The sequence below is a fragment of the Rhodobacteraceae bacterium D3-12 genome, assembly GCA_025916135.1.
Taxonomy (GTDB): Bacteria; Pseudomonadota; Alphaproteobacteria; order Rhodobacterales; family Rhodobacteraceae; genus JAKGBX01.
Genome location: CP104793.1, coordinates 2,676,377 through 2,688,229, shown reverse-complemented (window position 1 = coordinate 2,688,229; position 11,853 = coordinate 2,676,377). Strand labels below are relative to the sequence as shown.

The 11,853-nt window shown below is 62.8% G+C and carries 12 protein-coding genes; 7 read left to right on the top strand and 5 right to left on the bottom strand.

From position 1 onward, the window contains the following. Positions 1 to 67: 67 nt before the first annotated feature. Together N4R57_13250 and N4R57_13245 are read right to left on the bottom strand one after the other, a co-directional pair. Positions 68 to 1,441: an aspartate aminotransferase family protein gene (locus N4R57_13250; protein UYV36004.1), complete on the bottom strand. Its 1,374-nt coding sequence runs from the start codon at positions 1,439 to 1,441 to the stop codon at positions 68 to 70. Between the two features lie 776 nt (positions 1,442 to 2,217). Further along, positions 2,218 to 2,895, bottom strand: coding sequence for a nitroreductase (locus N4R57_13245; GenBank protein UYV36003.1), 678 nt, complete (start codon positions 2,893 to 2,895; stop codon positions 2,218 to 2,220). 248 nt (positions 2,896 to 3,143) lie between these two features. On the opposite strand from N4R57_13245, the gene N4R57_13240 reads away from it, so the two are divergent. The 3 genes from N4R57_13240 (at position 3,144) to N4R57_13230 (ending at position 6,334) form a co-directional block, all read left to right on the top strand. Next, a complete protein-coding gene (locus tag N4R57_13240; GenBank protein UYV36002.1) occupies positions 3,144 to 3,770 on the top strand; it encodes a DUF1007 family protein in 627 nt (208 codons plus the stop codon). Next, positions 3,752 to 4,744 carry a hypothetical protein gene (locus N4R57_13235; protein ID UYV36001.1) on the top strand — a complete coding sequence of 331 codons (993 nt, stop codon included), beginning with the start codon at positions 3,752 to 3,754 and terminating at the stop codon, positions 4,742 to 4,744. Before N4R57_13240 ends, N4R57_13235 begins: the two co-directional genes overlap by 19 nt. A 228-nt stretch (positions 4,745 to 4,972) precedes the next feature. After that, positions 4,973 to 6,334 carry an MATE family efflux transporter gene (locus tag N4R57_13230; GenBank protein UYV36000.1) on the top strand — a complete coding sequence of 454 codons (1,362 nt, stop codon included), beginning with the start codon at positions 4,973 to 4,975 and terminating at the stop codon, positions 6,332 to 6,334. 299 nt (positions 6,335 to 6,633) lie between these two features. Here the strand turns inward: N4R57_13230 and N4R57_13225 are convergent, their stop codons facing one another. Continuing rightward, a complete protein-coding gene (locus tag N4R57_13225; GenBank protein UYV35999.1) occupies positions 6,634 to 7,032 on the bottom strand; it encodes a hypothetical protein in 399 nt (132 codons plus the stop codon). Between the two features lie 142 nt (positions 7,033 to 7,174). On the opposite strand from N4R57_13225, the gene N4R57_13220 reads away from it, so the two are divergent. Beyond that, entirely contained in the window at positions 7,175 to 8,164 is a 990-nt protein-coding gene (locus tag N4R57_13220; GenBank protein UYV35998.1) for a hypothetical protein, read from the top strand. A 77-nt stretch (positions 8,165 to 8,241) separates the two neighbouring features. Here N4R57_13220 and N4R57_13215 read toward each other — a convergent pair whose 3' ends face one another. Further along, positions 8,242 to 9,444 carry a pyridoxal phosphate-dependent aminotransferase gene (locus N4R57_13215; GenBank protein UYV39580.1) on the bottom strand — a complete coding sequence of 401 codons (1,203 nt, stop codon included), beginning with the start codon at positions 9,442 to 9,444 and terminating at the stop codon, positions 8,242 to 8,244. A 102-nt stretch (positions 9,445 to 9,546) separates the two neighbouring features. Between N4R57_13215 and N4R57_13210 the strand changes: the two genes are divergently transcribed. From N4R57_13210 to N4R57_13200, 3 genes are all read left to right on the top strand, one after another. Beyond that, the gene (locus N4R57_13210; protein ID UYV35997.1) at positions 9,547 to 9,951 is read left to right on the top strand and encodes a helix-turn-helix domain-containing protein; all 405 of its coding nucleotides are present in this window, start codon (positions 9,547 to 9,549) and stop codon (positions 9,949 to 9,951) included. A gap of 43 nt (positions 9,952 to 9,994) precedes the next feature. Next, complete coding sequence (locus tag N4R57_13205) at positions 9,995 to 10,222, top strand: succinate dehydrogenase assembly factor 2 (protein ID UYV39579.1); 228 nt, start codon at positions 9,995 to 9,997, stop codon at positions 10,220 to 10,222. 199 nt (positions 10,223 to 10,421) lie between these two features. Continuing rightward, entirely contained in the window at positions 10,422 to 10,874 is a 453-nt protein-coding gene (locus tag N4R57_13200) for a winged helix DNA-binding protein (GenBank protein ID UYV39578.1), read from the top strand. Between the two features lie 520 nt (positions 10,875 to 11,394). Here N4R57_13200 and N4R57_13195 read toward each other — a convergent pair. Further along, complete coding sequence (locus N4R57_13195; GenBank protein ID UYV35996.1) at positions 11,395 to 11,823, bottom strand: VOC family protein; 429 nt, start codon at positions 11,821 to 11,823, stop codon at positions 11,395 to 11,397. Positions 11,824 to 11,853: the final 30 nt, after the last annotated feature.

The following is an 11,853-nucleotide window of genomic DNA, read 5'->3' as shown; positions in this document are numbered from 1 at the left end:
CCCGGCGGGCACGCGCCGGTAGGGGCGCGTGCCGAGGTCTCGACCCGAGGGGCGTGAGGCTTGGGGGTTACCCCAGAACCGTTTTGACGGCCCGTGCCGTGGCGTCGACAATCGTGTCGGCTTCGGCTTTGCTAAGGCAGAAGGGCGGGGCGAAGCCGAGGATGTCGCCTTGGGGCATGGCGCGGGCGATGATCTGGTCTTGGGAGAGCAGCGCCGCCGAGATTTGCGCGCCGATCTTGTCCGCCGGATCAAAGAAGCTGCGGCTGTCTTTGTCTTGCACGAATTCGACCGCTGCCAGCATCCCTTCGCCGCGCACGTCGCCGACGTTGGGGTGTGCTGCGAGGGCGTCGCGCAGGCCGGCGTTGAGGTAGGCGCCGACCTCGCCCGCGTTGGTCACGAGGTTCAGCTCATCAATCAGCTTGAGGTTCGCCACCCCCGCCGCCGCGCCGATGGGGTGGGCCGAATAGGTCCAGCCGTGGCCGATGGGGCCGTTTTCATCGGTGCCTTGTTCGAGCACTTTCCACACCTTGTCAGACACGATCGAGCCGGAGAGCGGCGCATAGGCCGAGGTGAGCCCTTTGGCGATGGTGATGATGTCGGGTTTCATGCCGTAGTGCTCGGAGCCGAACATGGTGCCGAGGCGGCCAAAGCCGGTGACGACTTCATCCGCCACCAAGAGGATGTCGTGTTTGGTCAGGACCGCTTGGATCGCGTCCCAATAGCCCGCGGGCGGGGGCACGATGCCGCCGGTGCCAAGCACGGGTTCGCCGATGAAGGCGGCGATGGTGTCGGCGCCTTCGCGTTCGATCAGCTCTTCGAGGGAGGCGACGCATTGGGCGGTAAACGCCTCTTCCGATTGCGAGAGGTCGTCGCGGTGGAAGTAGAACGGCGCGTCGGTGTGGATGACTTGCGCCAGCGGCAGGTCGAATTTCTTGTGAAACAGCTCAAGCCCGGTGAGCGAGCCGGTGACAAGGCCCGAGCCGTGATAGCCGCGCCAGCGCGAGATGATCTTTTTCTTCTCGGGGCGGCCGAGGATGTTGTTCATATACCAGATCAGCTTGACGTTGGTTTCATTGGCGTCCGAGCCGCCGAGGCCGAAGTAGACCTTGGACATGTGATCAGGCGCACGGTCGAGCACCATTTTGGCGAGGGTGATCGAGGCTTCGGTGCCATGGCCGACGTAGGAGTGGTAATAGGCCAGCTCAGAAGCCTGTGCCGCGATGGCGTCGGCGATCTCTGTGCGGCCATAGCCGACGTTGACACAGTAGAGCCCGGCGAAGGCATCGAGCAGGCGGGTGCCATCGCGGTCTTCGATATGCACGCCGCTGGCGGTTTTGATCACGCGGTTGGGGCTTTCGCCGCGGGCATGCTGGGCAAGGTGGGTCGAGGGGTGGAAGAAATTCTCGCGGTCCCATTGGTCGAGTTGGTCGTTGCGCAGCATTGTTGGTCGCTCCCCTAGGTTGGTTTGATCATGTGTTGCGCCCAGACCTAGGGGATATTGCGCGCGGGTTCTAGGGGGAGTGATGGGGCGGCGGTGTGCGAGCGGCATCGCCCGGTTAACAGGCCCGCAGGGCCCGGGCCATCGCCAGCCTCCCGGATGGGGCTGGCGATTGGGTGAGGACAGCGCGAGATAGATGCTGTGGGGAGGTTTTGCGGGGATAAAGCGCCATGTTTCCTATGTCGGATCGCCAGCCCGGGGGCTGACGCTGGCCCTTCTTATGGGTTGGTTTTTGTGGGGGGCTTCAAACCGTGCGGGGGTTTGGCGGGGTGGGTCGCGCGAGCATGTCTGTCCGGTTAACAGGCCCACAGGGCCCCGGACCATCGTCAGCCCCCCGGAAGGGGCTGGCGATTGGGTGAGGACAGCGCGAGATAAGTGCTGTGGGGAGGTTTTGCGGGGATAAAGCGCTATGTTTCCTGTGTCGGATCGCCACCCCGGGGGCTGACGGTGGCCCTTCTTATGGGGTGGTTTTGGTGGAGGGCGCTTTAAACCGCGCGCGGGTTTGACGAGTTGGGGCGCGGGAGCATGTTTGCCCGGTTAACAGGCCCGCAGGGCCCCGGGCCATCGTCAGCCCCTCGGAAGGGGCTGGCGTTTGGGTGAGGGGAGCGCGAGATAGATGCTGTGGGGAGATTTGGCGGGGATAAAGCGCCTTGTTTCTTATGTCGGATCGCCTCCCCGGGGGGCTGACGCCACCCCGAGGCTCTGCGATGCGGTGCGGGTCAGTCAAACCCCACGAAGCGGGCCGCGTTTTCAACCGGGCGGCGGCGTGATTTGACGGTGTTGGCGGCAAAGCTTTCATCCGGATAGCCGAGCGCGACGCAGGTGAGGATGACCTGATCGTCGGGGATGCCGGCGTGTTCGCGCACCACCGGCGATTGCATGATGCCTTGGCCGTTGATCACCGCGCCGATGCCGCGCGACCAAGCCGCCAGCACCAGCCCGTAGGTGGCCGAGCCAAGGTCGAAATGCGCAATCGTGCCGTTGTCCTGTAGTGCGCGGTCATAGGTCACCACCACCGAGACCGGCGCGTCGAACTGGCGAAAGCCGCGCATCACCCAATCCTGGCGTTTTTCCTTGTCGTTCCGCTCGATCCCCATCGCCTCGAACAGCTGGATGGCGATTTCGATCTGGCGCTCGCGGTGGACACCGTCATAGGCCCCGTGATCGGGGATTTCACGCTGGGGTGGGATGCCCGACAGCATCCGCGAGGAATTGCCTTCGCGGATGTTTTCGAGCGGTGTGCCGGTGACCACATGGAAATGCCACGGCTGGGTGTTCATCGACGAGGGCGCGCGGTTGGCGAGGGCAATGATCTCTTCCAGCGTGGCGCGGGGGATCGGGTCGGGTTTGAACCCGCGAATAGAGCGGCGTTCCTCAATGGCTTGGTCGAGTTTCATGCGGCGTCTCCTCGGGGTGTTGTGCGCAGCCGCACCGTTGGAGACACGCGCGGCGGCGTCAAGGAGGGACGCGGCGTCATTGGCGGCAGGCATGGCTTGGGCGCGGTCTCATGAGGGAGGGGCGCGTTTGGCACGCTGCCGCCCCGCCGCGCGCATTTCCGCGCAGTTTGCATATCTGCGATTGCCGGGGGCTGACGGGCGGGGTAAATCTTTGGGGTATGAGACATAGGGCGCGAAAATTTCTATCGGTGTTGGCCACGGTGGCAGGGTTAAGCCTGCCGTCTGTTGCGGTGGCGCATCCGCATGTGTTTGTCGAAACCGGCTTGATGCCCGTTCTGGACGACAGCGGCGCGCTTGTCGGGGTTGAGGTGACGTGGCGCTATGACGAGTTTTACTCGCTTCTGGTGCTCGAAGATCTTGAGCTTGACGGCGATTTCGATGGCAAGCTGACCGAGGCCGAGCTTAAACGGCTGTCCGGCTTTGATATGCAGTGGGTCGAGGGGTATAACGGCGATCTGACCATTCATCAGGGCGCCAAGATTTTGTCTTTGGGCAAGCCCGATCCGCGCGGCACGACGTTCAAGGATGGCAAGATCACCACCCGCCATTTCCGCCCGGTGAGCGGCGCGACGAGCCGACATGCGTGGCTGCTTCAGGCCTATGACAAGACCTATTACACCGCCTATGACCTTGGGTTAGGGGTCAAGGCCCCGGCGAATTGCAAGGTGAGCGTGACCAAGCCCGATCTCGACCGGGCCTATTCGATGGTGGAAGAGGCGCTGTATGCGACGCCCGCCGATCCCGAGGGCAATTTCCCCGAAGTGGGCGAGGCGTTTGCCGAAAAAGTCGAGATGATATGCGACGTTGGCTCCTGATCCTGCCGATTGTCGCGGCGGGGGCGCTGGCGGTCTGGCTCTGGGCGATGGGCGGGATGACGCGGGTCGAGATTTGGGCCGCAGCCGAGCAACGCGATGTGCAGAACGCTATGGCCGGGATGCTGCGGCGGCTGCGCGGCGGTGATGGCGCGGCTTGGGGCGGGTTGATGGGCCTGTGCTTTGCTTACGGGTTTTTCCATGCGGCGGGGCCGGGTCACGGCAAGCTGGTGATTGGCGGCTATGGCGTCGGGCGCAAGGTCGCAACGCTGCGGCTGTCGCTGTTGGCGCTGGGGGCGAGTCTGGCGCAGGCGGGCACGGCGATTGTGTTGGTCTATGCCGGGGTTGGCCTGTTCAACTGGGGCCGCCAGCAGGTGACGGATGTAGCGGATCGCTTGCTTGAGCCGGTGAGCTACGGCGCGATTGCCTTGGTCGGGCTGTGGCTTTTGATCCGCGGTGCGCGGCGCTTGTGGCGGATGCGGGAGCTGCGGACAGAGGCGGGGCATGGCGAGGATCACCATGCGCTTCATCACGCCCAGCACGATCTTGGCGATCACCACCATGCTCATAGCCATACCCACAGCCACGATGAAAATGGCATATGCGAGACCTGCGGCCACAAACACGGCGTAACGCCGGAAGAAGCCGCGAACGTCCGCTCGCTTCGCGATGCGGTGGTGTTGATCGGCTCGGTCGCGCTACGTCCCTGCACGGGGGCCGTCTTTCTGTTGATCCTGACATGGCAGATGGGCATCGGTGCAGCCGGGATCGCGGGCGCTTTGGCGATGGGTCTTGGCACGGCCAGCGTGACCGTGGTTGTGGCCATCGCCGCCGTTGCCTTGCGCGAGAGCACCTTGGCCCAAGCCATGAGCGGCAATGGCGCCGCGCGCGCCGCCTCTCTGATCGAGATGCTGGCAGGGGCGCTTGTCGCCATGGTTGCAGCGCGGCTCGCCTTGGGGGCACTTGGCGCGCTCTGAGCGGTGCTGGTGCGATTGATGTGCCAACCGCGCGGCCAAGTGGGCGCAGGATGCCACGGGCCAGTGCACCGCGTATGGTCCCCACGACAGAAGCCGGGCGCGTGTGTTTCTCTTGTTGAGAAAATACCTAAATCCGACGGTGCCGCCCCGCGTCGGGGTGGCAAAGGTCAGAGCGCCGGTTCTGCCCGCTCTTGCCCCCATCTGCGACCGGGCGTAAGGCTTTTCGCCATGAGCGAGAGGATGACATATAGCGGGCATTTGCGCGCGGTGCTGAAGCTTGGCGTTCCGCTCGTCGGGGGCAATCTCGCGCAATTTGGGATCACGATCACCGATACGGTGATGCTCGGCTGGTATGATGTCGAGGCGCTGGCCGCGCAAGTCCTTGGCGGGATGGTGTTTTTCGTGCTCTTCATCTTTGGCTCGGGGCTTGCTCTGGCGGTGATGCCAGCGGTTGCCGAAGCCGAGGCGACGGGTGATGCGACCCGCGTGCGCCGGGTCACGCGCATGGGGCTTTGGGCCTCGGTTGCCTTTGCCTTGGCCTGTTTCCCGGCGTTCATTTTCGCGCGCGCGCTGCTTGAGGCCTTGGGGCAGGCGCCGGTGATGGTCGAGCTTGCGGCGCAATACCTTGAGATTGCGGGCTTTGCGATTGTGTTTGCCCTCGCGGGGATGGTGCTTAAATCCTACCTGTCGGCCTTGGAGCACACGCTGGTCGTGCTTTGGGCCACAGTGGCGGCGGCGGTGCTGAACGCGGTGCTGAACTATGCGTTGATCTTTGGCAACTGGGGCGCGCCCGAGCTTGGCATTCGCGGCGCGGCGGTGGCGTCTTTCGTGGTTCAGGTGCTGCTGCTCGTGATCCTGCTGGCCTATATCCTGCGGGTTGTTCCGCAGCATCACCTGTTCCAGCGGCTGTGGAAAATCGACGGCGAGGCGATGGGTCTCGTGGTGCGCTTGGGCTTGCCGATCGGTTTGACCTCGTTGGCCGAGGTGAGCCTGTTCGCCGCAAGTTCGGTGATGATGGGCTGGCTCGGGACGGCGCAATTGGCGGCGCATGGGATTGCGCTGCAAATCTCCTCGGCGACGTTCATGGTGCATCTGGCGCTGTCAAGCGCGGCGACGGTGCGCGCGGGGCGCGCCTTGGGGCGGCGCGATCCCGAAGGGCTTAAACGCGGCGGCATCGTAGTGGTGGCGGTTTCGATGCTGGCGGCGTTGGCGTCGGTCGTTTTGTTCCTGACGGTGCCGGGCTGGCTGGTCGGGTTGTTCCTTGCGCCCGACGATCCGGCACGCGGCGCGGTGCTGGCGATTGGCGTGGCTCTGATGGCGGCGGCGGCGCTGTTTCAGCTGGTTGATGCGGCGCAGGTCATGGCGCTGGGCCTGCTGCGCGGGGTGATGGACACGCGCGTGCCGATGATGATGGCGGTGCTGGCCTATTGGGTGATCGGCGTCCCGACAAGCTATGCGCTCGGCTTCCCGCTGGGCTATGGCGGGGTTGGCATCTGGCTTGGTCTGGCCATTGGCCTTGCCGTGGCGGCCGCGCTTTTGATGTGGCGCTTCTGGCGCGTCAGCCTTGCGCGTGCCCTGCCTGAGGCGTAAGCGCCCCGGCGTTTCTTTTCATTGAAAAATACCCATTTCCAACGCCGCAGCAGACGCCAACAATTAAAAGCGGGGTCTTGTGGTGGCGACTGGATGGGGGGCCGAGCGGAGCGAGGCCCCCCTGGCGACGCGCGAAGCGCGGCGCAAACCCTTTAGGCCTGTTGACGCGCGAAGCGCGGCGCAATTCCTTCTGACCCGTTGACGCGCGAAGCGTGGCGCAATCCCTTCAGGCCGGTTGACGCGCGAAGCGCGGCGCAAACCCTTTAGACTGGTCGAAGCGCAGCGCAGCCGATCAAAGGTTAGTCTTTCAGCAGACGATCCGCTTTCTTGCGCACCAGAACCGAGCGCAGGTCGTGCATCGCCAGCAACAGCGCATCGGTGACATGCTCAAGCTGTTCTTCGGTGGCGCGTGACTGCGCCCAATGGGTGGTGAGGTTCAGGTAATCTACCGCCCGGTGGATATCGTCGATATCCCGCGCGGCGAGCGTTGCCGCGCGCTCTTCCATCCAGACGCGGATCGCCTCGACATCAGCCTCGCTCAACGCGCGCTGGCCATGCGGCTTCACCTCGCCGTTGCGCATGTTAATCACGGCGATCTGGTCCATCTCGATCCGCCGCTGGCGGTTTTCTGTATCGACGCGGAACACAAAGGCGCCGTTCTCGCGCACGCGGAAGTAATATTCTGGTAGATCGGACATGAGGGACGTGCTTTCGCCTGTGCTGTATCGCGTCGTGACAATGCCGTGCGGGTCAGGGGTTTTCAAGCGGCGTTTAGGCTTGAACCCTCTGCGCTGCCGCGCCACGCTGCTTACGGTGACGCGTGAGGTGAAAGGGATCAGCATGCCAAGACCGGTATTCAGAAGCGCCAGCCCGGCCCGCAAGAAAGACGACGGCTTCTACCACCTCACGGGCCATTGGATGGGGCGTCCCATGCCGCTCTACCACGGACAGCATGTCGGGGTGGCCATCGCGCTCGAGCTGGACGCGGGCGAGGCCCCGCGCCCCGTCACGATCGAGATCGCCTGCCTGCGCGAGGATGGCAGCAAACAGGCCAACGGCAGCACCGTCACCTTCAGCCCCGGGCAGGGGGCGGTTTACGATTTCGCGCTGACCTTCACCGATCCGCCAAGGCTGGAACGGCGACAGATCATTCTGAGCGAGCAGGGCAATCCGGAAAACCGCGCCGCGCTCTGGGTCGAGGTCTATTCCGCCGAACAGGGTGCTTTTGGACGCCCCGGCGCCGCAGCTCCCGCCGACGAGACGCTGATCGCCGCCTTCGCGCAACAGCTGCCGCTGCCGCTCTGCGACGATCACCTCGCCTATCTACGGCGGGTCAACGGGCAGAGCTATGTCTGGTGGCAAGCGCCGGACTGGTCACGCGCCACCGCGTTTTATACCGCGTTGGCGGATTACGAAGAGGCCCATGAGGAAAAGCTCGGGCTGATGCGCGACATCCATACGATCTTCGGCTTTCGTTCCGGCCATCCGCATATCGGCTATCCCGAAGACCCCGGCGCCTTTAACTTCTTTGCCCCCGAATACCTCGCCCATGTGGTGCCTGTCGGCGTCGATGCCGGTGGCAACCTGATCGTGCAGGCGCTAAGCGGTGCGCGCCGCGGCAAGGTCTATTTCCTTGATCACGAATACCATTTCGGGATGGTCGAAGAGGTGAAAGAGGCGATCCGCAGCCAGCGCGACGGCGCCTTCTGGGAGATCATGGAGCCTGAGGCGCTTCTCCCTCTGGCCGAGAGTTTCGAGGCGATGATCGGCCTGCTTGACCAGCATCACAGCGCCATGATGGAGGCGCTGCGCCGGTTTCGTCTGACGTAGGCGCAGGCTTACGGGGTCGGCTTACAGGGCAGATGGGGAAGGGGGCGCGCGCCGATTGGGTCGCGCGCCCGCCTTGATTACGTCAACGACGCACAGAAGCTCTGGATCCGCGTGCAGGCTTCCGTCAGCGCCTCGTCCGAAGTGGCATAGCTGATCCGGAAATTCGGGCTGAGGCCAAAGGCCGCGCCGAACACCACCGCAACGCCGCTTTCTTCAAGCAGAGCTTTGGAAAAGCTCTCGTCATCGGTGATTTTCACGCCCTTGGGCGAGGTTTTCCCGATCAGCCCGGTGATCGACGGATAGACATAGAACGCGCCCTCGGGGGTGGGGCAGGTCATGCCGTCGATCTCGCGCAGCATCGACAGCACAAGGTCGCGCCGCCGTTGGAACACCACGCACCATTCCTTGAGAAAGTCCTGCGGACCGTTCAGCGCCTCGACCGCCGCCCATTGCGACACAGACGAGGGGTTCGAGGTGCTTTGCGACTGGATCTTGCGCATCGCCGCGATCAGCTCTTTCGGGCCGGCGGCATAGCCGATGCGCCAGCCGGTCATGGCATAGGCTTTGGACACGCCATTACAGGTCAGCGTGCGATCATAGAGCCCCGGTTCCACTTCGGCCGGAGTGCAGAAGGTGAAATCGTCATAGGCGAGGTGCTCGTACATGTCGTCGGTCATCACCCAGACATGCGGGTGACGCATCAACACATCAGTCAGCGCCTTGAGCTCATCGCGGGTATAGCCCGCACCGGTCGGGTTGGAGGGCGAGTTGAAGATGAACCACTTGGTTTTCGGCGTGATCGCGCTTTCCAACTGCTCGGCTGTGAGTTTGAAATTGTTTTCAAGCGTCGCGGCAACCGTGACCGGCGTGCCGCCAGCGAGCAGGACCATATCCGGGTAGCTGACCCAATAGGGCGCGGGGATCACCACCTCGTCGCCGGGGTTCAGTGTGGCCATCAGCGCATTATAGAGGATCTGCTTGCCGCCGGTGCCAACGCTGACTTGCGCGGGCTCATACGTCAGGCCGTTGTCGCGTTTGAACTTGGCACAGATCGCGGCCTTAAGCTCGGCGATGCCATCGACGGCGGTGTATTTCGTTTTGCCCGCATTGATCGCGGCAATGCCTGCGGCCTTGATATGGTCGGGCGTGTCGAAATCAGGTTCCCCCGCGCCGAGGCCGATCACGTCTTGTCCGGCGGCCTTAAGCTCGGCAGCAAGGTTGGAGACGGCGATGGTGGGAGAGGGTTTTACACGGGCGAGCGTGTCGGAGAGAAAGGCCATAGTGTCGTCGCCTTGTTTGAGTTTCACTGTTACCTGTCATAGGTTGCCCGCAAGGGCCGTTCAAGCGGGAACGGGCAGCGCAACAGATATGAGGCAAATGGAATGACCGAACAAGACGCTGACGGCTGGTTTGACAATGAAAGCGCCACTCTGGGCGACCGGATCACCGGCGCGCGTGAAGCGGCGGGGATGACCCAAAAAGAGCTGGCCAAGCGGTTGGGCGTGAAGCTGACCACGATCCGCAGTTGGGAAAACGACATGTCCGAGCCGCGCGCCAACAAGCTTTCGATGCTGGCGGGCCTGTTGAATGTGTCGATGCGCTGGCTGTTGGAAGGCGAGGGCGAAGGGGTGAGCGCCCCGGACGAGGGCGTGCCTCTGACCGAGGACGCATTGGCGCTTTTGACTGAGATTCGCGCCATGAAGGTGGCGGCGAACAAAACGGCGAACCGTCTGGGCGGGTTGGAAAAACGCCTTGCCGCTGTGTTGCGGGAGCAAGGCCTTGGGTGAGCATCGACCGGCGGGAGAAAGCCGCGAAGCGCGGCTGAAACGGATGCAGATGCGCTCGATGCGGCGCGGCACCAAGGAGATGGACCTGATCCTGATGCGCTTTGTTGCGGCGCGGCTGGACGGGATGGATGAGGCCGGGCTTGATGCCTATGACGATCTGTTGAACGAGAACGATCAGGGCCTCTATCGTTGGGTCAGCGGACAGGCAAAAGCGCCGGCACATGTGGCCCCTTTGATCAGCGAGATACAGGCCGTGATCGACGCAAGATAGGCGTGGCAGCCCCGAGATAGAGCGATTTTTAGGCAATCTCGTCACGCGTTTAACCGTTTTTTCGGGTTTATAGCTCATTTCTGTCCTCCGAGCGGTATCGACGGAGATCAGAATGAGTATTCACATGCCGATGAAGGACGAGCCTGAAGGCGACGTCACATTGAACAACGGGCTGAACGACGGCTCCGAGGCCGGTTTCATGACCGGCTACCTTGAGGCGCTGTCTCTGGTGGAACGATTGCACCGGCTTTTGCTGGATGTGATCAAGGATGAGTTCGAGCGGGTCGGGGTGTTGGAAATCAACGCCGTACAGGCGCTTTTGCTCTTCAACATCGGCGATAACGAGGTGACGGCGGGCGAATTGAAATCGCGCGGCTATTACCAGGGCTCCAACGTCAGCTATAATCTCAAAAAGCTGGTCGAGATGGGGTATATGCACCATCAGCGATGCGAGGTTGACCGCCGGTCCGTGCGCGTCAGGCTTACGGCGAGCGGGCGCGAGATTTGCGAGACGGTTGGTAAATTGTTCGGCCGCCATGCCGAAGGGCTGATCCGTAAAGGCGTGCTGAGCCATGAGGGGCTGGATGATATCACCACGGCCTTGCGCCGGGTTGAGCGGTATTGGACCGATCAGATCCGCTATATCTATTGAGCGGCTGTTCAGCGGTGCGTCTTTGTGAGCTGGCGCCGCTTGGGGCAGGGGTGGGATTGTGGGTGTTTGTCCCATGAAAGAGGCGCATGTTGGGTTTCTTTAATGGTGGAAATACCCATTTCCAACCTGTCAGAACGCGCTTAGGGCTGTGATGTCTCACTGTCTTTGCCGCTTGGATGGGGCCGAGCGGAGCGAGGCCCCCCCCAGCGACGCGCGCAGCGCGGCGCAATCTCTTTGAACAGTTGACGCGCGCAGCGCGGCGCAATCCCTTAGAACAGTCGGTGCGCGGCGCGAGGCGCAACCCATTTGAACAATTCGACATGTGCATTCGTCCGGGGCGCCCGCCAATTCCGGCAAGCCCGCCAATCCTGTGCATGTTTGCCGTGAATGGCAGGGCCAGACAGATTAATCGGTCAGATCAAAATCAGGCGCTAGAGGTTTGTTGATTTTCACCCCACGCCGCGCCCCGAAGGAGCGCGGCGTGGGGTGTGCGGCATGACAAGCGCCGCAAGATGCGCGTTTACCAGTGGCCGGTATTGCCCATGCTAGCCCAAGGTTCTGCCGGAGGCAGGGCGTCGCCCTCTTGCAGCAGTTCGATCGAGATATTGTCGGGCGAGCGGATGAACGCCATGCGCCCGTCGCGCGGTGGGCGGTTGATGACAACACCATTGTCCGCAAGGTGTTGGCACATGTCGTAGATATTGCCGACCTCATAGGCGAGATGTCCGAAATGGCGGCTGTCGGAGGGCAGCTCGTCGTCGCCATCCCAGTTATAGGTGAGTTCAACCGGGCAGTCAGGCTGATCCGGCGGCGCCATGAAAATGAGTGAAAAACGCCCTTCTTCGCTGTCGTAGTGGCGGGTTTTCACCATGCCGAGCAGTTCGAAAAAGGCGATGGTTTTGTCGAGGTCTTTGACCCGGACCATAGTGTGCAGATATTTCAGATGCATATGCGCGCTCCTGTTGGTTTGGCGTTGATC

Bases quoted from the DNA above. Each gene is read 5' to 3' on its own strand.
- N4R57_13250 (UYV36004.1), bottom strand. From the start codon at position 1,441: ATGCTGCGCAACGACCAACTCGACCAATGGGACCGCGAGAATTTCTTC.
- N4R57_13245 (UYV36003.1), bottom strand. From the start codon at position 2,895: ATGAAACTCGACCAAGCCATTGAGGAACGCCGCTCTATTCGCGGGTTC.
- N4R57_13235 (UYV36001.1), top strand. From the start codon at position 3,752: ATGCGACGTTGGCTCCTGATCCTGCCGATTGTCGCGGCGGGGGCGCTG.
- N4R57_13230 (UYV36000.1), top strand. From the start codon at position 4,973: ATGAGCGAGAGGATGACATATAGCGGGCATTTGCGCGCGGTGCTGAAG.
- N4R57_13225 (UYV35999.1), bottom strand. From the start codon at position 7,032: ATGTCCGATCTACCAGAATATTACTTCCGCGTGCGCGAGAACGGCGCC.
- N4R57_13220 (UYV35998.1), top strand. From the start codon at position 7,175: ATGCCAAGACCGGTATTCAGAAGCGCCAGCCCGGCCCGCAAGAAAGAC.
- N4R57_13215 (UYV39580.1), bottom strand. From the start codon at position 9,444: ATGGCCTTTCTCTCCGACACGCTCGCCCGTGTAAAACCCTCTCCCACC.
- N4R57_13210 (UYV35997.1), top strand. From the start codon at position 9,547: ATGACCGAACAAGACGCTGACGGCTGGTTTGACAATGAAAGCGCCACT.
- N4R57_13205 (UYV39579.1), top strand. From the start codon at position 9,995: ATGCAGATGCGCTCGATGCGGCGCGGCACCAAGGAGATGGACCTGATC.
- N4R57_13200 (UYV39578.1), top strand. From the start codon at position 10,422: ATGACCGGCTACCTTGAGGCGCTGTCTCTGGTGGAACGATTGCACCGG.
- N4R57_13195 (UYV35996.1), bottom strand. From the start codon at position 11,823: ATGCATCTGAAATATCTGCACACTATGGTCCGGGTCAAAGACCTCGAC.